Origin of the sequence: Photobacterium marinum (assembly GCF_000331515.1) — a bacterium.
Lineage (GTDB): Bacteria > Pseudomonadota > Gammaproteobacteria > Enterobacterales > Vibrionaceae > Photobacterium > Photobacterium marinum.
This window is the reverse complement of record NZ_AMZO01000001.1, coordinates 101,711-126,039: the sequence shown is the minus strand read 5'-3', so window position 1 is coordinate 126,039 and position 24,329 is coordinate 101,711. Positions and strand designations below refer to the sequence as shown.

19 protein-coding genes are annotated in these 24,329 nt (G+C 48.0%); 1 reads left to right on the top strand and 18 read right to left on the bottom strand.

Going from position 1 to position 24,329, the window contains the following annotated elements; all coding sequences use genetic code 11:
- Together pfkB and fruB are read right to left on the bottom strand one after the other, a co-directional pair.
- The gene (gene pfkB / locus C942_RS00565) at positions 1 to 960 is read right to left on the bottom strand and encodes a 1-phosphofructokinase (RefSeq protein ID WP_007461266.1); all 960 of its coding nucleotides are present in this window, start codon (positions 958 to 960) and stop codon (positions 1 to 3) included.
- Positions 960 to 2,078 (bottom strand): fused PTS fructose transporter subunit IIA/HPr protein, encoded by a 1,119-nt coding sequence (gene fruB / locus C942_RS00560; RefSeq protein ID WP_007461264.1) that lies wholly within the window; start codon positions 2,076 to 2,078, stop codon positions 960 to 962. The genes pfkB and fruB overlap by 1 nt, the downstream gene beginning before the upstream one ends.
- Positions 2,079 to 2,359: 281 nt before the next feature.
- Here fruB and cra point away from each other — a divergent pair, with 281 nt between their 5' ends.
- A complete protein-coding gene (cra, locus tag C942_RS00555) occupies positions 2,360 to 3,343 on the top strand; it encodes a catabolite repressor/activator (protein WP_007461262.1) in 984 nt (327 codons plus the stop codon).
- Positions 3,344 to 3,623: 280 nt separating this feature from the next.
- Here the strand turns inward: cra and yidZ are convergent, their stop codons facing one another.
- From yidZ to C942_RS00475, 16 genes are all read right to left on the bottom strand, one after another.
- The gene (gene yidZ / locus C942_RS00550) at positions 3,624 to 4,580 is read right to left on the bottom strand and encodes an HTH-type transcriptional regulator YidZ (protein WP_007461260.1); all 957 of its coding nucleotides are present in this window, start codon (positions 4,578 to 4,580) and stop codon (positions 3,624 to 3,626) included.
- On the bottom strand, positions 4,555 to 5,760 hold the full coding sequence (locus tag C942_RS00545) for an MFS transporter (RefSeq protein WP_007461258.1): 1,206 nt from the start codon (positions 5,758 to 5,760) through the stop codon (positions 4,555 to 4,557). Before C942_RS00545 ends, yidZ begins: the two co-directional genes overlap by 26 nt.
- Before the next feature lie 154 nt (positions 5,761 to 5,914).
- On the bottom strand, positions 5,915 to 7,465 hold the full coding sequence (locus tag C942_RS00540; protein ID WP_007461254.1) for a GTPase family protein: 1,551 nt from the start codon (positions 7,463 to 7,465) through the stop codon (positions 5,915 to 5,917).
- Positions 7,440 to 8,552 carry a YcjF family protein gene (locus tag C942_RS00535; protein WP_007461251.1) on the bottom strand — a complete coding sequence of 371 codons (1,113 nt, stop codon included), beginning with the start codon at positions 8,550 to 8,552 and terminating at the stop codon, positions 7,440 to 7,442. The genes C942_RS00540 and C942_RS00535 overlap by 26 nt, the downstream gene beginning before the upstream one ends.
- A 179-nt stretch (positions 8,553 to 8,731) precedes the next feature.
- The gene (locus C942_RS00530) at positions 8,732 to 9,736 is read right to left on the bottom strand and encodes an SDR family oxidoreductase (RefSeq protein WP_007461249.1); all 1,005 of its coding nucleotides are present in this window, start codon (positions 9,734 to 9,736) and stop codon (positions 8,732 to 8,734) included.
- A 160-nt stretch (positions 9,737 to 9,896) separates the two neighbouring features.
- Complete coding sequence (locus C942_RS00525; RefSeq protein WP_007461247.1) at positions 9,897 to 11,024, bottom strand: AI-2E family transporter; 1,128 nt, start codon at positions 11,022 to 11,024, stop codon at positions 9,897 to 9,899.
- Positions 11,017 to 11,688: a potassium channel family protein gene (locus C942_RS00520; protein ID WP_007461246.1), complete on the bottom strand. Its 672-nt coding sequence runs from the start codon at positions 11,686 to 11,688 to the stop codon at positions 11,017 to 11,019. The genes C942_RS00525 and C942_RS00520 overlap by 8 nt, the downstream gene beginning before the upstream one ends.
- A gap of 15 nt (positions 11,689 to 11,703) precedes the next feature.
- Complete coding sequence (locus C942_RS00515; RefSeq protein WP_036798270.1) at positions 11,704 to 12,591, bottom strand: HlyD family secretion protein; 888 nt, start codon at positions 12,589 to 12,591, stop codon at positions 11,704 to 11,706.
- Positions 12,592 to 12,608: 17 nt separating this feature from the next.
- On the bottom strand, positions 12,609 to 12,812 hold the full coding sequence (locus tag C942_RS00510; protein WP_086004382.1) for a DUF1656 domain-containing protein: 204 nt from the start codon (positions 12,810 to 12,812) through the stop codon (positions 12,609 to 12,611).
- Between the two features lie 5 nt (positions 12,813 to 12,817).
- Positions 12,818 to 14,452, bottom strand: a complete 1,635-nt coding sequence (locus tag C942_RS00505; RefSeq protein ID WP_051035677.1) for a TolC family protein — start codon at positions 14,450 to 14,452, stop codon at positions 12,818 to 12,820.
- A 57-nt stretch (positions 14,453 to 14,509) separates the two neighbouring features.
- Entirely contained in the window at positions 14,510 to 16,735 is a 2,226-nt protein-coding gene (locus tag C942_RS00500; RefSeq protein ID WP_157372528.1) for an FUSC family protein, read from the bottom strand.
- 271 nt (positions 16,736 to 17,006) lie between these two features.
- Positions 17,007 to 18,326 carry an amidohydrolase gene (locus C942_RS00495; RefSeq protein ID WP_007461236.1) on the bottom strand — a complete coding sequence of 440 codons (1,320 nt, stop codon included), beginning with the start codon at positions 18,324 to 18,326 and terminating at the stop codon, positions 17,007 to 17,009.
- Positions 18,327 to 18,371: 45 nt separating this feature from the next.
- A complete protein-coding gene (locus C942_RS00490; RefSeq protein WP_007461233.1) occupies positions 18,372 to 19,472 on the bottom strand; it encodes a lipocalin-like domain-containing protein in 1,101 nt (366 codons plus the stop codon).
- On the bottom strand, positions 19,472 to 21,931 hold the full coding sequence (locus C942_RS00485) for an ABC transporter permease (protein ID WP_007461231.1): 2,460 nt from the start codon (positions 21,929 to 21,931) through the stop codon (positions 19,472 to 19,474). Before C942_RS00485 ends, C942_RS00490 begins: the two co-directional genes overlap by 1 nt.
- The gene (locus C942_RS00480) at positions 21,912 to 22,583 is read right to left on the bottom strand and encodes an ABC transporter ATP-binding protein (RefSeq protein ID WP_007461229.1); all 672 of its coding nucleotides are present in this window, start codon (positions 22,581 to 22,583) and stop codon (positions 21,912 to 21,914) included. Before C942_RS00480 ends, C942_RS00485 begins: the two co-directional genes overlap by 20 nt.
- Positions 22,584 to 22,841: 258 nt before the next feature.
- The gene (locus C942_RS00475) at positions 22,842 to 24,218 is read right to left on the bottom strand and encodes an MATE family efflux transporter (RefSeq protein WP_007461226.1); all 1,377 of its coding nucleotides are present in this window, start codon (positions 24,216 to 24,218) and stop codon (positions 22,842 to 22,844) included.
- Between the last annotated feature and the right edge of the window lie 111 nt (positions 24,219 to 24,329).

Sequence of the window (24,329 nt, the reverse complement as noted above, 5' to 3'; positions counted from 1 at the left end):
TTAACTCTTCACGCTTTGATTTGAGATTAGGACACTTTCTTTTACGGTCAGTACTGCATCGATATCCTCAACGCCGACCCCCACCTGACTTACAGCTAACGCCGAAAGTGCAGTGGCAAAACTGAGTGTCTCTTGTTTGGTCCAGTTCTTGAGTTTCCCCCAGCACATCCCGGCAACCAAAGTGTCACCTGCACCAACGGTACTCACCACATTCATTTTTGGCGGGCGTGAACCCAGCCAGCCTTCACTGTCGAGCCACATCACACCTTCTGCGCCCAATGACACCACAACGTTCGCGATGCCTTTGTCGGCCAGCTGTTCCGCTGCTTCGATCAATTCCTGTTCTGTTTCTAACTTACGACCAGCCCAGTCTGACAATTCCTCATCATTCGGCTTAACCAGCCACGGCGCCGCATTCAGGCCTGCAGCCAATGCCGCCTTACTGCTGTCGAAAAAGACAAACTTGCCTTGCTGCTGCAACCGCGCCACCCAGCCTGCGCACTGCTCAGGGGAGATCCCAGCTGGCAGGCTGCCTGCGATAACAAACACTTCATGGCTTTCTGCCAGTTCAAACAGAGTCTGCTCAAAGTTAGCGATATCCTGCTCAGATACAGTCACACCAGGGAAGTTGATATCGCTGACCTGACCGCTGGCTTCCACCAGCTTGACATTAATTCGGCTGGCCCCACGCACACGAACAAATTTATCGGTTACACCAAGCTGTTCGAATAACTGGCAGAATGGCTCCTGATTATCTGCCCCCAGTAAACCGGTTACCGTTACATCTGCGCCAAGCTCTGCCAGTACCTTGGCAACATTCACCCCTTTACCGGCCGGGTGCAGGCTACCTTTTTCCACCAGGTTTACGGTGCCTGCTGTTAAGGCATTCAAGTTCCCGGTCAGATCCAGTGCCGGATTTAAGGTAACAGTGACAACTTTTGGCATTTCGTTTTTACTCATTACTTACCCTCACCCAAGCCATCTGCGATAGCCTGTCCGATGGCCTGTAGTGCCTGATCTGCATCCGCACCATTTGCTGTAAATTCCAGTTCGTGCCCCTGTTTAACACCCAAAGCAATCACCTTCATCAGGCTCTTGGCATTTACGGCTTTACCGTCACCGTTAAGATTGGCAACCAGAATGTTTGATTCGAACTTCTTAGCCACACTCACTAGCATTGCGCCCGGACGCGCATGAAGACCATGAGGGTTACGGATTTTGAAGATTTCGGAATTACCCTCAACCAGCTCCTGGGTCAGCAAAGTCACAACCTTGTCAGCATCTGCCGCAAAGAGCTTGTCTGCCTGCTGCTTATACAAGAGCTGAGTCAAGTAATTAATGTTGTTAATATGAGAGCCGTTACACGCTGCAACCATCAGCAAACCTTTTACCGGGTTGCCCTGTTCAACAAACGGTACTTGTGGGGTAACAAAAGAAAGGCTCGTCCTGGTTACATCTTTATCGGTTTTTGCCAGCCATAGTCCCTGACCTAAGTAAGTAGCCCCTGATGCAATCGCATCAGCAACACTAGCATTACCCGCAGCTTCACGGTTTTTGATCAGACCGGCTGCAACAGCAATCAGCTGAATCAAATCGGTTGCAGGAAAGTCCTGCTGAACCAGAGTCGGATCAAAATCTGCTTCAAGCTGTGATTCACCGTTCAGAATCTTAATCAGTTCATCAGCACTATTGCTCTGCTGAAGTTTCGCTTCAACGCCGTCACTTGAAAGCACTTTGGTCAGCTGCTTGAGGATGCCAAGGTGCTCATCGGATTTAGCCGCAATACCGATTGCCAGATAAGCGGTTTTACCATCTCCCCAATCTACCCCTTGCGGAAAATGATGAACACGGACACCCGTCTGCTTTACCAGACCTCGGGTATCTGTCGTCCCGTGCGGAATGGCGATACCGTTACCCAGAAAAGTGGAATTCTGATTTTCACGAGCCAGCATTCCATTAACGTAGCCAGTCTCAACAAGCCCCTGCTGTTCCAACCCTGTCGCCAGAGCCTTAATCGCTTCTTGTTTGTCAGCTGCTGACTGCCTCAGCTGAATATCATTGGTTGATAGTGACAACATACCCACTCCAGTATCCGGTTGATGCGGTAAAAGCACTTTCGTTTTGTCTTTTACCTATCCCTACACATCTAAAATTAGTTTAAATCAGCTTTTACTGAATCGATTCAGCAAAAGCTAAAAATAAAAGCTCCAGCAAAACTCATTCGGTTTTATCTGCTTTGCTGAAACCTTTCAGCTGACATGCTGAATGGTTTCAGCTAACATTGCAATTGTTCCGTATCAGATCATTTGCCAATATATGATCCGCCGCACAATTCTGTTGGGATCGAGAAAAAACCAGAATGAAGTTAGATGAAATTGCAAAACTGGCCGGGGTGTCGAGAACAACCGCCAGCTACGTTATTAACGGCAAGGCCGCTAAATACCGGATCAGTGAAAAGACACAACAAAAAGTCATGGCTGTCGTTAATGAGTTTAACTTTCGGCCTGATCATGCCGCGACATCCCTTCGTGCAGGCAGCAGCCGTTCTTTCGGCCTGATCATTCCTGATCTCGAAAACAGCAGTTATGCCAAGCTGGCCAAGTTACTGGAGCGGGATGCCCGCAAAGCCGGCTATCAGCTCATTATCTCCTGCTCAGACGATAATGCTGAAACCGAGATGAAAGTAGCTGATACTTTACTCAGCCGCCGAATTGATGCCCTGCTGGTAGCCAGTGCCCTGCCGCCGGATCACCCTTTTTACAAAAAGATCCAGGCTAGCGGCGTTCCCGTTATCGCTCTCGACCGTGCGATGGATGATGAGGTCTTTGCCAGTGTGATCAGTGAAGATTTGGATGGCGCTTTCGAACTGACCCAAAGCCTGATCAATAAAGGTATTAACAGCATCGGCCTGGTTGGTGCTGTACCTGAGCTGGGCGTATCAAAAGAACGTGAACAGGGATTCCTCGCCGCGATTCAGGCCAAACAGCCAGAGATAAGCACACTGGTGTCCTATGGTGAACACTTCAGTCAAGCCCAGGGGCAAGAAATGGTTCAGCAATGGATTAACGAAGGCACGATGCCGGATGCTATTCTGGCAACATCCTATACCCTGTTTGAAGGCGTGTTGGATTGCTTGCTTGCCAACCCGGAACTAATGCAAAAAACGCAACTGGCAACCTTCGGTGACAACCGCCTGCTGGACTTTCTGCCAATCCGAATTCAGTCACTGCCACAGCAGTTTGAATTAATTGCTGAAAATGCTCTCGAGCTGGCACTCAACGCAACAGCCGGACGCTACAGAACCGGTGTGGAAGTCGTTCCGCGGAAAATAAAACATCGCTAACACCAGATGCCCTGAGATGAATACGCTTTAATAGGATTGGTCAGGGCTCAATTTTTCAGTTCCCAAAGCTCGATGTAATCGAATCTGACAGGTTGCTCTAAGTCGCCTTTGCCCCAAAATGAGTTGCGACCAACATCAGAGCGGATGATAGTGTTCTGATTTTAGAATACTTAAGCTAATGGAAGGCAAACGGCAAGACCTGCCCCCCATTGCTATAGATAGAACAAAGGGGGGGACACTATTCCCCCCTTCGCTTTAACAATGCCCAAACATTAATCGTTCAATTTGCACCATACAGGCTTTTGATCGTTTCTCTCAACCAAACGATTTTTGGGTTCTGATTATTACGTTTATGCCAAATCATAGTGAATGGAATGAGCAATTTGTGCTGATACTCCTTTTCTATTGGAATAGGCAACGCCGCCAAATTCGGATGGAGCTGCTCGCAATATCGCTGGCAGTACTTAGGCGCTGTCGTCAACATTTGATGATCTGGCCTTTCCGCCACGAACAGGGCTTGCTCGAAACTCGCCATAGTTAAGCTAATATTTCGCGTATAACCCTGCTCAGCCAAGATCTCATCGAGCGCCCAACTGTCGTTCTTCTCCCATGTCACGTTAATGTGGTCATAGCTCAAGAAGGTTTCTAAGTTCCACTCTTGCTTAAGGGCAGGGTGGTCTTTACGGATGTAAACCATAGGTAAATCCGAGAACAGCACCTCAAAGTTGATGAAGTACGGAAGCAGTTCTAAAGACTCTTTTGAGCGAGGGTGACTTTCGCGGCCTGTAAAGCCTATATCTACTTCACCACGGGTAATGGCATCAAGTGAATCATAATCCCAATTGTGAAACTTCACTTTAGAGTCCGGATACGTATCGTGAATGCGTTTGGTCAGCTCATCGACCATAATGAGTGACAAGGGCGACTCGACACCAAGATGAAATTTTACCCCACTTGGTGCGTCAGCCCCGCGGCGCGAAGCAATTTGATTGCCTATTTGCATCCAGTCCGACAAGCTCTCTTGCATGCTCGTCGCCAGAGTTGTCGGCCTCAGTCCTTGCGGCGTATTCACAAACAGTGGGTCATCAAACCAATCGCGCAGTTTACCCAATGATTTGCTTACTGTTGAGGGTGTCACGTTGAGCTTTTTCGCCGTTTTTGTGACACTCTGCTCTTGCAGTAGCAATTGCAGGGTGAGCAATAAATTAAGATCAAGTCGGGCAAGAGGTTTCTTCATGATGTTCACTAACGTTTTGATGTGGAAATAATAATATTAGAGAGAGCCCAATCATGCCACTTGCAACCAACGCTATCATTAACATCATCACAGCAGATAAGCCTAATAGTGCCATCAGCCAAATGTACAGCGCGGAGCAAGAAACCTGAGCAATGCCAAGCATTGAACTTGCCAGACCTGCTTTGCGAGAGAAGAGGCTTAACGCTTGGCTCATGGCCACTCCAAAGCCCATAGAAAAACTCATACTGATTAAGAAAAAGCCTGCCATATAGAGTGTCGAGCTATCGCCATTCAAGTGAGCCGCGAGAATGACAATAGCCGACAGCAAACTGGTAATCTGTGCGGCCACCATGAGAGTGTTTTGTTTAAAGTAAGACAGTGCAATCGGCGCTGAAAACGATGTTGCCATACCCACCATAGCAAGCAGAGCCATGGCGGTTGAGTATTCGCTTCTGGTAAAGCCCAATGTATCCATCACAATCATTGGCGATGTATTCACATAGGAAAGAATCGCAGTTACGCCTAAAGATGTAAAAATCACGCGCGAGATGAAAAAGCGATTGAACATAAACTCACTTGATCCTTCATCGACAATCAAAGTCGTTGGCTCAGATTTAGGTAAAGTCTCTTTAAGCACAAAGCAGGCAGTCAAACCAATCGCAATACCCATCATCGCCATGGCTGTGAATAGCACTGGCCAAGGAAACTGAATCATGATCAAGTTGCCGATAACCGGCGCAAGCACAGGGATCGAACAGGTAATTCCATTAAGCATCGACAGCACTTTCGCACGCTTTTGATCGTCTAGAGTGTCGCGCAAAATGGCAAAAGCCACCACGTAGCAACACGCGGCCCCGACACCTTGGAAGAAGCGCATCACCAGGAAGCTATCACTAGTCTGCGCCGAGCCTGCCAACATTGATGCTATGGTAAAAATTACTGCTCCGCACATTGCTACAGGTTTACGGCCTAACCGGTCAGCCGCACGCCCAACAAACACCATAGTCGACGCCATACCTGCGAGGTAAATGGAAAAGGCGATATGAAGTTGTGATTCGCTCGCAGACAGGTCTTTAGCAATTTGTGGTAAGGCAACTAAGTAAAGATCTATCGCGGTTGGATAGAGCAGCACAAAGGCAAAACTGCATAACAAATATCGGGATACATAGAGTGGTTTCATGGTTACCTCGCAAACAAATTGGGTTTACGAGGATGATATGGGACATCACTTGAATTGGCGCGTTACCATTATGACAACAGGTATTTCCACTTACGACATTGGCAACAATTAGTGGCTATAGCAATCACACTTATGATGTCGAAGAACTGTAATATTAATATATCTCTTTCTGAAACTCTTTGAATGCGCGCTCGACCAACCGGTATAACCTTGTGATCTGATCACCGAGCGCTGCACTCTTATGCTCTATCCGACGACGGTTTAACTGTGTGTTTACCCCATCCGGATAGTTCTCCAGTAAAAATTCGACAATGTGTTCAATGTTGTAATCCGGTTGCCCTTCAAGCACGGCAACCGCCATAATCTCATCCGGAATTAATTGCTGACGGTTATATTCCAAAGCAGCGCGAATCACCTCTGCTTTAGCTGAATTCGGCTGAACAATATCATACGGCGGTTCCCACTCTTCTGTCGGTTTTAATCTGTCAACCTGGTTAACCAGAGCCAGAATCATCGGCCTTTTTCGCTTTAAGTGTTTTTCATCCTGATAAAAAGCATCCAGCTGTTTTCGTAACTCAACATCCAGCTTTCTAGCTGGCTGGTTCGCTTTAACAACCCAAAAGATCAAATCACTGTTAGTCATTTGATCTATGAGTAACTCTGCGGTTTTCAGGCTTCCGTCAATGCCTGGAAGATCAACCAGATGTACCAGGTCGATCCCATCGACTTCGCAACGATGCACTGTTACCTCATCAGTCGAAGGCAACACCTGCACCTCTGCCACCATATTTCCCGAAATAGCGTTTATCAGTGATGACTTACCGGCACTGACTTGCCCTACCACCGCAATCCGCAGCGGCTCAATTTCAGCTGCAAACCTTGATTGATCATCATCTGAAACTCGACTTTTACCGAGTTCACTTTCTCTTGCAGCAAAGCGTCCGCTGTAAAGATCGATAGCTACAGCCACCACTTCCTGTAGCAGTACCCGTTTCAGCTGACCCTGAACCTCTTCACTTACATCCTCAAAAATCCGCCCGAGGATCTGGCCGCGGGCTTCAGCAATTAATCCGGCAGGCGTCATCGCTCTGAACACCCGATAGATATCGTAAGCCTGTTTCGCAACACCTATCTTGTCTTTTTGCTCATAGCCCTTAACCAGCGTCCGTAGCCGGACTTTCTCAGCGAAAGGTACATGCTCTAACAAAAACTGACGGTAACGATGGCTCACCTCTTCCACCATCAATAAAAATTCAGGAGCAGTAAAAGCCAGTTCTTTATCGGCTTTATCAGGAAAATAATAACCGGCGGCATCAGCAACAAGCTGAAAGGCATGGGGGCGCATCATCCCCCATTCAGAATTTAACGCCAGCAGAGTCTCAACACGCAGGTTCAGCTCGTCCCACACCTTGTTGTCGAAGTCACTCCATTGCCCTGATGGCTTCACCTGATAACCGGGCAAAGCTTCAAGTGCCCGCTTTTCTGCTTTTCTCTGCCTGACCAGATAAAAATAAGGAATGGAGACAATGAGTGAAGAGAGTGCCAACAGCAACGCAAACCACAACCATCCGCCCAACTGCACTAAGGTCACCGCGCCTACAATTGCCAACATCAGAGTTGGTATCACCAGCAAAGCGAGAAACAGCGGTACAATGCCGCCGGACAGCTCAGTAAGAAAATTAATCCCGCCGCGTGCTTTTTTCATGTCGCTCCTTTGTATGAGTGAAAGCCTGCTCAAACGCCTGCCTGATATCCTGACTCGACACTGGCTCCCCTTTATTCAGGTGATACAAATACATACATGCAGCCCGACCAATTCCATAAGTTGAACCAAAACTGATGGCAACCGCTGAAGCACTACCGATAGTCTGGCCATATACAGGAATGATCTTTACCAACTGTCGCAATCCCAGTTTAGAGACGTATTGAAAGGCAAAACTGGAACCGAGTAATCCGGCAAATTCACTGAAACGTTGCCAGTTCCATTCAATCCCGTAATGGCTTGCTAAGCTATGAAGCATCTTGCCCTGAATTGCAGGCACAGACACCAGCCCGACAACCGGTATCGCATCCGAAGCTCCCGCGATACCTGCATACCAGATAACTTCCCGTTTCAACTTGCTGAAATTCGATTCTTCCCGATTGTGATGCTCTTCTTCCTCCATCAGCAAAAATAAAATCGGCAGCATCTCCCCCAGCGATGATTTAAGGACATCCAATCCAGCTGGTTCCGGCGTATGGGCAAAATCAACCGCTACTGACGACAACTCCCCTTTCCAGGCTCCCTCAACCTGAGACTGGTTGTAAGCAATGGCATTTTTCCTTTCATCAGCATTAGCAATCGACATCACACCGGTATGAACAACCAGTACTTGCTTTATCTGACCTGTATCGCGAATTTGCTCCAACGCCTTAATGATATCGCTCTGCTCAGGCTCTTCGGCTTTCATGACAACCAATAAGGCATGACTTCGATTCTGACAGGCTGCAATATCTTCCTGGGGATCATAGTCAGCTTCAGACAGTCCCCGGGTATCAAGGAAACAAAGCAAAGGGTTTGATTGAGGATAAATGTAGCTCATGGAGGTCGGAGTACAGGACTGAAAACCATTACCGATTTCAATGGCCGTATTACCGGTTAACGACTGAATCAATGATGATTTCCCCGCGCCGGTTTTCCCCAAGAGCCATAGCGTTGGCAAATGAGCCTGCCATTGAGAAACTGCAGGCTCAATGTCCGGACTTTCCGGTGGACTGATGTACTGATAGATCGTCTTAAAAAATTGCTGCATTACCAGTGGCCCCTTTTAATCCTGCGCACCAATATACCCGCGACTATTTGAACCCCAGGTGAAGCAACTGACAATAACACTATGAATATTAAAGCTGAAATATTTAAGCGGCTCCCTACCTTCTGGCCTTATGCGCTAGTGATCAATTAAGTTCAAAGTTAACCGCTGTTGCCGTCAGTTTAGCCGTTCAGGAACAAATCACGCTGAAGGCTGGCTCCGGGCTGACAGGCGTAATGAGAAAAGTCCGTCACTCCCTGATGCTTTAGTACCTCTTCGTCAATAAAGAAGTTGCCGCTGCATTCTCTGGCGTCCCGGGTAATAATTTCATAACAGGCATCAGCCATGATTTCGGGGTGACGAGAACGATCTTTCAACCATTTCCCTTCTTTCATATTTAGGATCGCAGATGTCGCGATCGCAGTTTTCGGCCACAAGGCATTGGCAGCAATATTGTAAGTTTTAAACTCTTCCGAAAAGGTCAGCGCCAGCATCGACATGGCGTATTTTGACGTTGTATACGCCCCGTAGTTTTTGAACCACTCGGGCTTAAGGTTGATTGGCGGAGAAAGAGTAAGAATATGCGGATTATCGGACTTTCTCAGGTAAGGCAGACAAGCCTGAGTTAATAAGTAAGTACCACGCACATTAATAGAAAAAATCAGATCGAATTTTTTAGCCGGGGTATTTTCGGTGTTTTGCAGATTAATACAGCTGGCATTATTGATCACAACATCAATTCTTCCCGTCCGCTGACAGACTTCATCGACAGCTTGTTTTATCGCCTCTTCATCACGAATATCCAATACAACAGGAATTGCTTTGCCTTTGCCAATCGCGTTGATTTCATCGGCTGCGGTGTAAATAGTGCCGGGGAGCTTAGGATGAGGTTCTGTCGTTTTCGCCGCAATGATGACTGTTGCTCCGGCTTCAGCACAACGCTTGGCAATAGCAAAACCGATCCCTCTGGAGCCACCACTGATAAAAACGGTTTTATTCTCAAGTTCGCTGTGTTTATCCGTTAGCGGTGGGCTGTTATTCGGTTCATCCGGTTTTACTTTCGACAACTTAAACGTACCGGTGATCACTTCTAACCGATTAATCAACCTTCTTGCCTTATCAAAGATGGTTTCCATTGCGGCTTTACTCCCTTTGGCCTGAATATCCATTTTTTTAACGTCAATCACTTAACGTCACTCCTTCGATTCAGTATAGAGCAAATATTCAGATATCTATTATCCGAGCCTGCCATCCGCACTAAGCGCACTAGCTAAGCGAATAACAAAAGCCAGCCGCAACAAAAAAGACCGGGCAATACCCGGCCTGATCTCTATTACTCTAAGTGTATTATTTCGATGAAGCTTCAGCCTGAGCTTTATCTCCAGCCGATATATCTTCCGGTCCAAACTGTTCCAGCTTCAGCCAGGTATTAAACAGTTCATACCAAATCGCCAGAATGACAGCACCGAGGAACAAACCAATAATTCCGGCAGTAATCATCCCGCCAATTGCACCAAACAGAATTACAGGCATAGGTATTGAGACTCCCCGCCCCATCAGCATTGGTTTCAACACATTATCGGACAAGCCAGCCACAATCACCCACACTGCAAAAATGGTCGCCGGAGTCGTATCCTGAACGGAAAAAACATAAGCAATGACGGGTAATCCCACCAAGGTTGCCGGTAACTGAGCAATACCAAAGATAAACACAAGCAACGTTAGCAACCCGGCGGCAGGCACACCAAAAATAAAAAATGCAGAGCCAACAAGTAAAGACTGAATAAACGCCACACCCACTACCCCGAGCAAGACACTACGAATAGTGGCGGCAATTAAATTTGCCCACTCTTCACCATGCTTGCCAACAATACGGACTGATACATTCTGTACTGCCTTTGACATCGCTTCGGCATGAGCCATAAATCCGGCTGCAATTAATAGCGAAATAATGAACATCACCAGCGAAGCTAAGCTGCTACCCAGCAAACCAGCAAAAGCACTGACAGCCCCTTTAATCTCAGGCAGATATTTCTGCATCGCACTTTCTAGATTCAACGAGAACAACGCCCAGACGTCATAGAGCTTGTCACCAATCAAAGGAATTTCAGCCACACGAGGAGTCGGCCCCGGAAGTTTGACATTGCCTTCCTGCAACACCTCTGTCATTCGTGCAACAGCCTCGTATATTGAGCCGGATACAATCACGAAGGGTGCCACCAGCAAAGTAATTCCCAGCAAAGCCAGAATGGTGGCCGCCAGCCCTCGCTTTCCATTAAGCGCCCGTTCCAGCTTCATCGTCAGCGGCATCAAAGCTACTGCAATAATTGCGCCCCACAGAACGGGAATAATAAATGGCTTGATAATGTCGTAAGTCCAGACAACCAACACAAACAATAAGCCAATCCGAATCGAGGATTCGACCATATTGTTAACAAAGATCTTGCTTTGATGCTTTTCAAGTTTGTTATCCATTGTCCTTATCCTGATTACTTTGGCTTGCGCCAACCAGACTGGCCACAACAATGGCCATATAGAACACACCCACGATGGCTTCTAAATACACAACCACCTGAGCAACCGGTGAAACAGGGCTGATGTCGCCATACCCTAATGTGGTCAGGGTGACAAAACTAAAATAGGCGGCATTGGAGAAATTGTCGCCCCAAGGCAACTGAGTCATGCCGGTAAAGGCGTCGGAGGAAAATTCAAGAATCAACAGGTAAAGAATCGCCCACATCAATCCGAGCAACAAAAACAACGCAAGGGAGCCGATAACTTTATTGGTATCAATACTGCCCGTCATCAAAATTTGCCGGAAAATCGAAGCAAAAGTGCCAAGGAAAAAAGTAAAGGTAAGCAGCAGCATCACTACATCTATCTGCTTTATGCCCATCAGTTGCCTGCCTACGGCCACAACCAGCCAGCAGACAAACAAGGCAATCAGAAATCGATACCACTTTTTGTCAAATCGCAGACTCACCAGACAGACAATAAAATTCAGTACGGTGACAAACTGCAAAAGCAGATCGAGCAAACCGCTGGTCAGTACCTGCTGAAAAGAAGAACTGATCAGCAAAATGATCAATGCCAGGGTCAGGTAATAGAAATTATTCTTTTCACTGATTTTATTGCCCATAATGCATCTTCAGCCTCACTCATGGTTCTGAGTCTCATCCGGCATCACCATAATGGATGCCGTCAGCCCAAATCTCAGATCAATGCCATCCGGCAGATCTTTCAGTGATATCCGTACCGGGATCCGCTGCGCCAGTCGAATCCACTGAAAAACCGGATTCACGTTTGGCAGCAGGTTATAGCCAACTGTCCCGTCTTTAGGTGCGATTCCCCAGCCCAGCGAATCAACGACCGCCTCAATCGGCTGTTCCGGATAAGCCATCAGCGTTACCTTTGCCGCATCACCGATACTGATGTTCTCCAGCTGACTTTCACGAAAATAACCAAACACCCAGAAGCTGTTTACATCAACCAAAGCCAACAGAGGCTGATTCGCCACCGCCTGCGTGCCTTCTTTGATATCCAGATTCGAGACATATCCGTCTACTGAAGCATAAACCCGGGTAAACGCCATGTTCAGTTTTGCTGCATTCAACTGCTGCTCAGAAACTTTTATCTGAATCAGTGACTCTTCATACGCAATTTGCCGCCGGGTTAGATCTTTGAGCGACACTGCGCCTTTATCGCGTGCTCTGATATCCAGCAGCCGTTCATACTCAATTTTCTTTCCGCGGGAGCTAACGACGGCCCTTTCCAGTGAAGCTTCGGCCTGTGACAGTGCGACCTCGTATGTGCTGTCATCAATCTGAAACAGAAGGTCCCCTTTGCGCACAAACTGGTTGTCATTCACCGCCACATAAACCACTGGCCCGGAAACCCTTGGGGCAACCTTGATAACATTAGCCCTGACCTGTCCGTTTCGCGTCCATGGGTTATTGAAATACTCGTCGAATTTCTGATAACCCAGCCATACCGCCCCGCCAATAATCAGGACATTAAGCGCGATAACGAATAGCTTTTTTATCTTCTTCATCTTCACACCTAAAACCGCAGGAAAAAGGCATCAATAGCCACTACATAAAACATGGTGATGGCCAGAAACGTCAGCGACGGAAAGGCAATCAGTCGAGACAGCCGGATTTTGTTCAGAATCACAACGGTCACCCAAGTCGCAATCACCGCATAAATCACCACCAGCAACAACGGCGAAAAATACACATCTCCAATGGCCAGCTCATGAGGCATATCCATCATGGTTCTCCCTGCTCAGCCGAAGGGTCTGATCCGTCATCCTTTTCCGCCTCTTCGGTCGAAGCTGCCTTAGGTTTGCCGAAAACCCATGGGGCTGTCTCGACGTTATTCGGAGACAATGACGGCAATACCGAATCATCCAGCATGTTTTCCCAGTCTGTTCTGGCTTTCATTTGCTCTGCGACATCTTCCCGTACAAACGGCTTCCCCGTGTTGGCTTCCCACCCACCGCCTAGGGACTTATAAAGTGCAATCACCTGATTGGCGACATTACCTTTAACCTGAGCGTAAGTATCTTCACTACGGGTCATCTTCTCGACCGAACTGAGCAAGCGTTCGAACGTGATTTGACCGTTTTCATACTGAGTCAGGGAGATGTTAAATGCCCGGACAGAAGCACTGACTGAGCTGAAAGCCAGCTCCTTTTGCAAACTGTTTAGCTGGTAAGCTTCAAGTGCATTGCTGACTTCCTGAACAGCAAGTAACACCCGTTTGTTATAGTTAGTTAGAGTTTCCTGGAAGCGGGCATCCTCAAAACGGACGTTGTTTTCAACCCGACCGTACTGAAACACATTCCAGGAAAAAGCGGGGCCTAATGACAAAGTTAACGAATCACTAAAACTGAACTCACTACCAGCAGGCACCGTGCTGTTGATCCCTATGGCTCCGAACAGTGAAAACCGCGGGTAAAATTCTGCCTCAGCGATACCAATCTGCGCACTTTGAGCATGAGCCTGAAGTTCTGCAAGCTGTAAATCCGGCCTTCTTAATACCAGTGAGGCATCGACAGTGGTACTGACCAGTGGCGGGCGAGGAATAAGAGAGTGGCGCTCGTACACATCAAACAACTGCTTCACCTGATTACGATCATATTTCTGATCAAAGACTTTGATCTTGGAGTCAATCAGTGCTGAAGCCAGCATCGGCTCGATCTCGTCTGGCAAAGTTCCCAGAAGTACAGCCAGAGCATTTCTTGACTGCATCATGCCAATCCTCAGAGACGGAAGCGCAGATTTGGTGTTATAAAGCTGTGTTTTCGCCTGCTGCACATCCAGCTCGGTGACGTTTCCGGAAGCAAGTTGTGCTTCGGTGATCTCCACCACCCGCTCCTGAATTTCAATATTACGCTCAGATAGCAGCACTCTTTCCTGAAAAGTCCGGTAGTTCACATAATTTCTGGCCACTTCTGCCGTAATGCTCACCATAATGTCGTGATAAGACGCGATGGAGGCATAAAGACCGGCTTCAGCCGATTCAACACCACGAGCAAATTTTCCCCATGCATCCAGCTCCCACCCGGCATCAAAATTCAGCGTGGCATTGTCGAATGTATTTTCATTCTGATAGATTTTGGCCAGGTTTCCGGAGAAGGTTTGTGCCTGAGGATAATTAAATGAATCGGCAATACCTAAAGCCGCCCTCGCCTGCAAAATTCTCAGACCTGCAGATTCCAGATCCAGGTTTTGTTCCGAAGCCACCTCAACCAGACGGTTTAGAGCCGGGTCCTGAAACTGAAACCACCAGCGAGCGGTTTTCCAACTGGTGTCAGTTTCTGTGTCTTTATTCCAGCCATTCGGTAATTCGACAGGTTCCACACCCTCAAAATCAGGTCCCAGCACCGAGCATCCGGTCATCAAGAATAAAGAGAACAACGCAACAAAAGGCGACCTCACTTTTTGTACTGCTCCCCCCTAAAAACGATTCTGACTCAATTGCTGCCAATAAATAGCTTCACTGGTAACTTTGCATTGAATCAGCGACTGAAAAATATTTTTTTTCAAGTTTAGGTAGATATAGAAACCGGCTATGTCTGATTTTGAATAATCCGACCATTCAATATTTTCAAAAAAACTATCCAGTTGATTTTCCAACAGACTATAACTATTTTTTTCGTCGGCTATATATTGCTCAACATCGTTGTTACTCGAATCTGAGACACGGTGATGAGTCAGCCCGAATGCGATTTCAGGAATGACTTTATCCTGATATTGTTCTCGGGCTGTGGAGACCAACCGGTTTTTACTCAAGCGAGACTCAGCCGCAGACAAAATAAATAAATGGTGACTAAGCACTTCACACTGATGGCAAAAATCTTTGAGCTGCTGCGCAGTTACCGACTCACAATAGTCAACATTGACCTTGCCCGACCATAAAGCCAGCTTTTTAACCGTCGCCTTCATTGTTATCAAGTGCCATCTTAATAGCCACTGTTGCCACCAGCTTTTTTCCCTCACTTGAAACCCGACAATGGATCGGTAAACATGTCGGAAATAACGCTCCTTCATTACCAGCAAAAGATGTTCCGGCCTTGAAGAAAAAGGAAAGTAGTAGGAGAAAATAACCATGAATACGGTAAGGTAAAATAACATCACTATGGTGAGGGTTATACCGAAGTGATAAACCATATTGTTATCGATTCCTAACGTAAACATGCCTATCAGGAAAAAAATGGTGATCGGCCCTTTTAATAAATAAAATCCGACAAAGGTATAGGTAAAAATAAACACGGCCAGCTCTGAACCAAGTGTTAATTGTGGCAACAGAAAAACATAAGCCGGCACGGAAAAAATGAACCCGAGAGTAAACAATATAAACAGCATCACCGGGTGAAGCGGCATAAATGAAAGAATTGAAGCAAACAGAGTACTAAATACCACCAGGTTATAACCACCGGGCGGGTTAAATAAAATCCAGATCACTCCCGTCAGCCAATAGATAAAAAACGCTTTAACAGCAGATTTGGCGTTTTCGGCATCCCACCAGTTAAACCTGGCGTCTTTACCCGCCAGCTCTTCGTGATACTGCATCCGACCAGTTACTGAATCAATGCAACAGACACTGCTGTAGAGTCGCTCCAGCTTTTCGCGGATATTTTCCAGCAAATATCCCATCGTAATAGCAGCACCCCGCTCCAGGTGTGTGGCCACTTCAAGTTTCGTCGTCGAGTACGCAACCGGAGGTGTCTCTTGTTCACTATCTGGTGAACTGCTCTCCCATCCCTGCGGCATCAGTTGATATAAATGGGCTATTTCATCAACTTGTAGCTGATAGTTCTCTATAAACGCAGAAGATTGCTCAGCGAGTTGCCGATGTTCACGAGCAGCAAAAACCAACAACTCGGTCAGCTTTCGATAGTAGTGCAACACATGATCCCATTCTGTTTTATACGATGAGATATCGCTGCATTCAGCACTAATACTTTTGTAGCGAGCTTCCAGTGCTTCCTGTGCGGCATACATTTTTCCAACCAGGGCTGGAATATCGGCTTTCGCATTTTTACCGCTTTCAGGTTCACTTTCAGCCGAAGTGCTTTCTTCCGATTGAGACGGCTCATCTCCTTCCGATGATTCGCTTTCATGCTCTGAAGCATCCGCACAAGGCCGCGTGATCTGTAAAAACAATTGACTCTGGATTTCGCCGAGGCTATCGGCAAGGTGACGGAGGTTTTGTTCGACCTGTGGCGGGAAGATAAATATGCCGACAAGGGTATAAACCACCACGCCGAATACCGTCATATAAGTACGATCAAGACCATAAATGAAAGCCCCTTCCGGATCACCGCCGTTGAACATCATCAGGATCATCACCCCGGTGAGCATGAACAGGGTCGGATCTGCCAGGTAAGCATTACGGATATAGAAGACGGCAGTCACAGCCAGCGAGACTGCCAGCATGTAAAGCAATCGATCCTGAGCAAAGGCACCGACCAATACAAGACCGATAATCGCACCAACAATGGTCCCCATTACACGGAGTGTCCCTTTAGCAAGGGACTCTCTGCGACTGCCCGTTGAAGCAATCAGCATCACTGTTGTGGCTGCAGTTGAAGCCTGCGGCCAGCCTAAGGACATAGGTATTAAAAAAGCCAGAGTTAAGCTAATAGCGACTCTGCAGGCAAACTTAAACTTTTCGCTCAGGCAAAACGGAACCAACCACTTTCCGGGATGAAGTGAAGAAAAGTCTCGTACCAATTGCGGCAAAGACTGCGCTTTATTATCGGCCATTAGCTTCTCAGACTAACTACGAATTAAATAATTAGACTAGGTGAAGATATTGGGTAATAAGGTGAGAAAGTGTCTTAGTTGTAATGAAGCAAAGGGTTTTTAAAGAAAAAGCCTGTCGGAAGCATCAGATAAAATGCGCTCCGGCAGGCTTATTAGCGACTAATCAACGGTAATGATTAAACCACTATCTGTTAACGACATCTTCCTGTGGAATCGTCGAGTGAATCTGAGTGATCGCGTTAATGAACAACTTTACAGCTGGCAGCATTCGGCTTTCATCAATATCAAAATCGCCGTTATGGTGACCAGCGGTCAGGTTAGAACCAACCAAACAGTAAATTGCTTTACCGCCTTTCTGCTGTACCCTGTCAACAAGGTAACCGGCATCTTCACTGGCTCCGAAATCCTTCTCACGAAGTACATGAGAGAAACCACTGTGAAGACCGATGGTTTCGAGTAATTCGACCATCTCAAGATCGTTGTGCAAACCAATCGCTTCACCCTGTGCTTTGATCTCCACTTTCACCCCGTGTATAGCCGCTGAAGCCTCAGCTATACGCTCAACCTGCTGATACATATAGTCGTTAAGCTCACGGTTTTCGCCGCGGGTCTCCCCCATCAGCACTGCGTTAGCCGGAATAACATTTCGGCCGTCACCGGCATGCATCTGACCGACATTAATACGGGTCATCCCATCGCGATGGCGAGGAATAGCCAGCATCTGAGACACTGCGGTACAGGCAGCAGCCAGCGCATTACGTCCGGCATTCGGCTCAATACCGGCATGAGCTGGTTTGCCCGTGAAATGAAGATCGAACTTGGAACTGCACAGGAAATGCTGCGGATCACAAACCAGTGTGCCACTTGGTACATTCATGCCGATATGGGCTGCTAAGAAATAGTCGACATCATCAAGCCAGCCACTTTCAGCAATCGCTTTACCAGCCCGGCACCCCTCTTCTGCCGGCTGGAAGATCAGCTTAATCTTGCCACACAATGCATCTTTGTGTTCGGCAAGCACTTCCGCAATACCGAGGCCAATAGATGCATGTGCATCATGCCCGCAGGCATGGGCAACCCCCGGAGCCAGAGATGCAAATCCCAGAAAGCGCGGACGATGAGAATCCTCCTGGCTTTCCATTACATCAACAGCATCAATATCAAATCGCAATGCGATCACAGGACCGGGACGCCCCGTATCTAAGATTGCTCCGACGCCGGTAATACCGTCCATCTGAGCCAGAAATTCGAAATCAGCCCCCCAACTGATTGCGCGCTCCTGAGCTTTGGCGACGCTTGATTCATCGCGCCCCATTACGGTTTCTCGTGCAATAATCTCATCCGAGAAACAAAGCTCATACCCTAAGAGCTTAAGGTGTGCCGCAATACGGCTCGTCGTAAAAAATTCACACCACGCCGATTCAGGATAACGATGAAACTCTCGGCGATAATTCATTAATCGCTGGGAAAGTGCCTGTTCATCAATAGTTAAATAATTTACCAATTTACTCCGCCCTTTCGTTTTATGGCATTGCCGACCGCATTAAACCTAGTAGCCGGTTAGCTCCATAAATCCTTGTCCCAAGTGACTACCACTAACCTTAATCGGACCTTCCCAATAGGAAAATACGAACGGCAACCACTGCTCCTTGCGGACAACATCCACTTCTAGTTGTATCTGCTGTGTAGGTATATCAATTCGCCAGTTAATCGGAGTATCTTTGCCGCCTTGTGCCACATACGACACCGGCGTCAGTCTGATATCCTCTGGCTGTAATAGTATTGTTTTGCCATCAGGCCAGCTCAGCGAGCCAAAATAATACGGTTGAGACTCTTTTTCCCTGATCTGGTATACCATCAGGGCCCTTCCGTCGTCTAAATGAACAGAAAACCAGTCCCAACCCTCTTGCTTTTCGGTTAACCCTTCGCTGCTCCATTCACGATCGTACCAACCGTCGCCTTTCACTCGATAGGATTTACCGTCAAGCATTAGTGTGCCGTTTAATTTCAGAAACGGCGCACTGTAATAGTATGAAGCAATATCTGCGGTAGGATGCTTCTTGCTGTAGCCGTTGTCACCCTGAAATACCAAGGCGCCCGTATTTCGGATGGCTAAATCGGCCACCATGTCATCGTCGGCAAATTGAAGACGTCCCGGAAACGGAGAATCGCCATAAGATCGCCATGACCAATTATCCAACCACGCACGGTAAGGATTCTGCGTAACGCCGGCCTGGCCGATCCCTCCTCGGGCAAACCGTTCGGCATGCCAGATTTTGTCTTTGGTGGTGACAACCGTATGAGCCATAAACATATGCGGGCTGTTCCAGCCGGTTCCTTCGCGGGCATCGTTAGCAAAGCGGAATAATGTCCACTGTACACCAAAAGTTTCCCCTTCTTCCGACTCAAGGTTGGCAGTCAGGTACCACCATTCGGTACGAAACTCAGGGTGACTTAAATGGTCCTGCGGGAACTTCCACTCTTTTCCGGGAACCACCTGCGCAAACTGGTTCGCTTCGTCCTGACGCAGAATTTCAGCGGTATTGGCACTTTGATCGGCCTGCTCACAACCGGTCAGTGCCAACACACTCAAACCCGTCACGCCCAGGCACAAAGCTTTCAGTACACATCGCACTTTAGCAGTTATCATCAGAATGCCTCCCGTAGCGACATAATGGCTGAGCGTTTAACTAGACGCCACACCGGCCATGCCCCTGCAACCAAAAGAACAACTAATGCCGACCCCAGTGAAATCAGGTATTCAAACGGGAAGTACTGAACAGGCATGGTCCAGCCGAACGAGTATTTCAGTACAACATCAATCAGCAACTGAGCCAGAACCAGACCTAACGGCAAAGCGATAACCGCTGTCATCAAACCTATCAGCAATAACTGACCACCACCCAGCGCGGCTAGTTCACGTCCGGTCATCCCCATACAACGCAGCAAAGCAAACTGACGCTGACGCGAGACTTCCCCCGCTACAGTGGCAAAAAACAGTCCGCACACCGCAATAAATAAAGTCAGCCTGCCAAGTGTTGAGGTAACAACAAAGGTACGATCGAATACCCGCATTGCCTGCTCCATCAGCTCAACATTATTGCGCACCCGCTCCGGTGACAGACGGAATCGGTCACCCAGTCTGCTAATTAATGCCTGACCGTCAGCGCCAGGCTTGAGAAGAACGCCCAGACCAACCTGCCCTTTGTAGAGCCAGAATTTCTGCCAACGTTTCTGCGACAACATGATCTGACCGTACGGGTTACCATAATCGTAATAGACCCCGGCAATCAGCCAGTTACTTCCCATAGGTGCAGGCAGGTCAATTTCCTGCCCCGGATACCAGCCATTTTTCAGCGCCAGAGACTCACTGACTAACACTGCCCGCTTATGGTGGAAGCGCTGCCAGTATTCAGGTATTGCCACTTTAATAGAAAGCGCCTGCTGCTCGCCCTGACTGATACCTATGCTGACCACCTGCAAAGTACCAGTTTCTGTCGGCAACTCTTTACGTAGCTGCCACCAAACCTGACCCACTTCTTCCTGACCTTCCAGCCAGTAAGCAATGCGCGGTGCAACATTGAGCGAAGGGCGAACATATATATCGGCCGCCAGACGCTGATCCAACCAGGTTTCGGTAGTATTCCGGAAGCTGCCTACCATAGTTTCCATACCAATGTTGGAAGCCAGGGCAAGCATGAAGGCCATCGCGGCTACACCACGATAGCTCAGGCTGGCCGCGGCATCACTGAAGAACCATCTCAGACGGGCTGAACGGACAATCAGGCCAAGGACCTGGAACAGTTTCCACAACAGGAATGGCATACACAACGCACTGGCTATCAACACCAGTCCAATCAGAACAAAACCGGCTGTCTGTCCATGTGGCAACTGATATACCGCCACAGCGGCACCAATGAACATACAAGAGAACAGTGCCTGCCAGGCAAATTCACGACCACTGAAACGCACCAGAGACATATGTGTAGACAGGCGTGCAGGCTGAGCTCTGATCAGACGAACCAGAGGCCAGCCACATGCCAGCAGGCTACCGCCAACAGCAATAGCCAGAGACGCCAGTCCCCACTGCCAGTGCCAGCTGACAGACAGACTGACATTGGCACCGTAGAGATCACTCAACGTTTCTGCCACAGAAGGCAGCAATTGCTGAGCCAGTACCAAGCCAAGCAGGTTACCGCCCACCATGCCCAGAGCAATCCATACAATTAACTCCACAATCAAAGCCCTGGCCAACTGGGGCGCAGACACACCGGCCTGACGTAACAGGCCAACCAAAGGCTGACGCTGAGAAAAAGACAGTGACATCGCCTGATAGAAAATGAACAAGCCAACAATGAACGCCAGCATACCCATCGCAAACAGATTTAAGTGGAACGCATCCGTCAGCGGCTCAAGTGTCGCACTCTGATGACGGTCCAGCTTCAATGCCGGAGGTAATTGTTCTTCCAGTGCCACCAGCTGCTGCGGTGACATTTTCCCACACAGAATAGATGTCAGCCCGGATCCCGGATACAGATTTCGAACCACAGACATATCAGCAACCATTCGGGTTCCGCGGATGCGCTCTTCCTGCACCACTTTCAGCGGGCCGATCTCTTTGCCGTTTTCAAGTTTAAGATACTGGCCGTCAGTAACGTCCATATAACGGGCCAGCTGCTCACCGAGTACAATCGGGAATGGCGGGCGCATCAGCTCCATCATCTGAGACTGCTGAGGTGTGGTTACTTTATTGCGGAAATTAGAAAACATCGCGATGGGATCAATCCCCACGATTTCAAAATCACGGCTGTCTTCAGTAACAATTCGGTGTTGATCCATCGGCACACACTGGTTAAAACCAGCGCGGCGAAGCTGAATGTAGAACCCCTGTGGTACTTTGATAGCAGGCTGGCTGTGGCGAATACGGTAAGGAAAAGGATTAGAAAAAAGTTGCTCACCCTGCCGATAGCTTTCCCGCGCCTGCTGGTTAACGCCCATTACACCAACCAGCAACGCAATACCAAGAGTCAGGCCTAACCATACCAATACAATCTGGAATGGGTGGCGCTTATAGTGCCCCCAGAGCGCTTTAGCTACGGGGTTTGACATGAAGCTGTCCTCCCTGAAGTCGAATGCAGCCACTCATGTGTTCGGCAACTTTCTTACTGTGAGTCACCAACAGCAAAGTACAGTCTAGCTGGCTGGTCAGATTAACCAACAAACGAATTACTGCTCCGGCGTTACGCTCGTCCAGGCTTCCGGTCGGTTCATCCGCCAACAGAATATCCGGCTCCATATAAAGTGCACGGGCAATCGCTGCACGCTGTTGCTGACCGCCGGACATTTCTTCCGGATAACGTCCGAGCAACGGCATAAGATCAAGTGCAGAAATGATTTGTCGCCACAGTTTTGGCTTTTCCTCCAGCCCTTTAAGCTGACGGCAAAAGCGAATATTGTCGGCAGTAGTCAAAGTAGGCAGCAAGTTGAATTGCTGAAAGACGAGACCAATATTGTTACGACGAAACGCGGTACGTTCACGTTCAGAAATCGCATGAATTGGTGTATCTCCTAACCAAATCTCACCGGAGTCTGCTGTGTCCAGGCCTGCGATAAGGTTCAACAAGGTACTTTTCCCCGAGCCGCTTTCTCCCATTAAGGCCAGCTGCTCACCTTGTTTTAGCTCCAGCTCAGCTCCCTGCAGGACAGAGTGATATTCACCGCCGTCCTGGTAGCCTTTGCAGAGCCCTACCAGTCGTAACATCCTAATCCCCAAAAAATTCAAGGTATTTTCCGGGAGAGAAATTTACCGCAAACCCCGGATTCGAGAAAGTATTTTAAAACACTGACCGAGAAATAAAATGCAAAGGGATACAAACCATCCACAATTTGTACAAAACACATACAAGCAAACTGCAACTAACTGATATGTAAATATGGTTTCCCTTTGCTTTTTTATTGTTCAAATTGCTAATAATGCAGTAATAAAAAACAATTTTATTCAGTCTGTTTGCGTATTGTATCAGTGTGTACCTGCGACCAGATTATTCATCCAAGCTCGGGTCTTAATCCTGATTGTTGAGCCGACTACTTTCACCAACTCTTCCAGCATCAACATGGCATAAATCCACTCTAACGGTAATTTTAAAACAAGCGCGGCAAAAGCAGTAACCGGGATACCGATAAACCATTGCGCAGCAATATCCTGATAGAAACAGAACCGAATATCTCCCCCGGCCCTCAGCACCCCGACAATCATGGTCATCGGCAAACTTTTCACAATAATGGTGAGAGCAAACACCAAAAAGAAATGGCCAGCCAGTTCACGAGTATCTCCGGACAGAGCTGAGAACAGATCCAGAACCGTGTCTTTCATCAACAGCATGGTTAACGCAACCATCACGCCACAGAAAAGGTTGAAAAAAGAAACCGCCCAGGCCTGATAATACGCTTCTTCCATCCGGTTAGCACCAAGCTGGTTACCAATCATCACCGCAGAAGCATTGGAGATACCGATAATTAACGCCAGTGAGAATGACTCAATCGGCGTCATAACAGACAACGCGGCCAGCCCCTGAACACCCGCCTGACCAATAATTGCATGGTAAACAAAAATACCAGCCGACCATGCCAGATGGTTAAACGTGGTTGGCAGCGACAACGACAGAAACCGTTTGATTTTGACCCAGTCCAACACTTCCAGCAAAACACTGAATCCGAACGCCAACAGGTGTCGGCGTGAGTACAGGTAACTATAAAGCAAAGATACTTCGACCAGCCCACTGACCAAGGTCGCCACTGCCGCGCCGACGATGCCCATTGCAGGCGCACCAAACTGACCGAATATCAGCACCCAGTTCAGGAACATATTCAAACCGATACCGATAGCACTGAAGAAGGTACTGATCCCCGGCTGGTGCATCGCACGAAGACCAACCGCCATACTGCTACCCCATGCCACCGCAAACAAACTCATTGAGGTGATTCTCAGGTAATCAGCACCCAGCTCAATCACCGCTTCCGATTGAGTTGCAAGGCCAATCACCTGCTCCGGGAAAAATAAGAAAATACCGCCGGCAATCATCGCAGTGATAGTAGTCATCACCACGGTCAGAGCGGTACTTTGTTTTACCCCCAGCTTGTTTTGAGCCCCCCAGTATTGCGCTGTTAGCAATGCCCCGCCAGTGGTCACCCCGAACAACATAATGGTAGCAACAAACAGTGCTTTACCGGCGATACCAATCGCCGCCACATCCAGCTCACCCAGTTGCCCCAACATCAGAATATCGACAAGGCTACGGCTCGAAAACAGCATTGTCTGCAATGCGATAGGAAAAGCAATCAACATCAGGCGACGGAAAAATTCACCTTTGAAATGGAGCAGGACAGGATGAGACATGGAGGTATCCAAACATAAGACAAGAAGACAGCTCGAATTTTATCCACTACATTTTTATTGACAACTCTTTTTACGGGGAAAAATCAATCGCCTATTCGATTTATCCTGAAA

Excerpts from the sequence above, each read along its gene's own strand:
- pfkB (WP_007461266.1), bottom strand. The coding sequence starts at position 960 with ATGAGTAAAAACGAAATGCCAAAAGTTGTCACTGTTACCTTAAATCCG.
- fruB (WP_007461264.1), bottom strand. The coding sequence starts at position 2,078 with ATGTTGTCACTATCAACCAATGATATTCAGCTGAGGCAGTCAGCAGCT.
- cra (WP_007461262.1), top strand. The coding sequence starts at position 2,360 with ATGAAGTTAGATGAAATTGCAAAACTGGCCGGGGTGTCGAGAACAACC.
- yidZ (WP_007461260.1), bottom strand. The coding sequence starts at position 4,580 with ATGAAGAAACCTCTTGCCCGACTTGATCTTAATTTATTGCTCACCCTG.
- C942_RS00545 (WP_007461258.1), bottom strand. The coding sequence starts at position 5,760 with ATGAAACCACTCTATGTATCCCGATATTTGTTATGCAGTTTTGCCTTT.
- C942_RS00540 (WP_007461254.1), bottom strand. The coding sequence starts at position 7,465 with ATGAAAAAAGCACGCGGCGGGATTAATTTTCTTACTGAGCTGTCCGGC.
- C942_RS00535 (WP_007461251.1), bottom strand. The coding sequence starts at position 8,552 with ATGCAGCAATTTTTTAAGACGATCTATCAGTACATCAGTCCACCGGAA.
- C942_RS00525 (WP_007461247.1), bottom strand. The coding sequence starts at position 11,024 with ATGGATAACAAACTTGAAAAGCATCAAAGCAAGATCTTTGTTAACAAT.
- C942_RS00520 (WP_007461246.1), bottom strand. The coding sequence starts at position 11,688 with ATGGGCAATAAAATCAGTGAAAAGAATAATTTCTATTACCTGACCCTG.
- C942_RS00510 (WP_086004382.1), bottom strand. The coding sequence starts at position 12,812 with ATGCCTCATGAGCTGGCCATTGGAGATGTGTATTTTTCGCCGTTGTTG.
- C942_RS00505 (WP_051035677.1), bottom strand. The coding sequence starts at position 14,452 with ATGACCGGATGCTCGGTGCTGGGACCTGATTTTGAGGGTGTGGAACCT.
- C942_RS00490 (WP_007461233.1), bottom strand. The coding sequence starts at position 19,472 with ATGATAACTGCTAAAGTGCGATGTGTACTGAAAGCTTTGTGCCTGGGC.
- C942_RS00485 (WP_007461231.1), bottom strand. The coding sequence starts at position 21,931 with ATGTCAAACCCCGTAGCTAAAGCGCTCTGGGGGCACTATAAGCGCCAC.
- C942_RS00480 (WP_007461229.1), bottom strand. The coding sequence starts at position 22,583 with ATGTTACGACTGGTAGGGCTCTGCAAAGGCTACCAGGACGGCGGTGAA.
- C942_RS00475 (WP_007461226.1), bottom strand. The coding sequence starts at position 24,218 with ATGTCTCATCCTGTCCTGCTCCATTTCAAAGGTGAATTTTTCCGTCGC.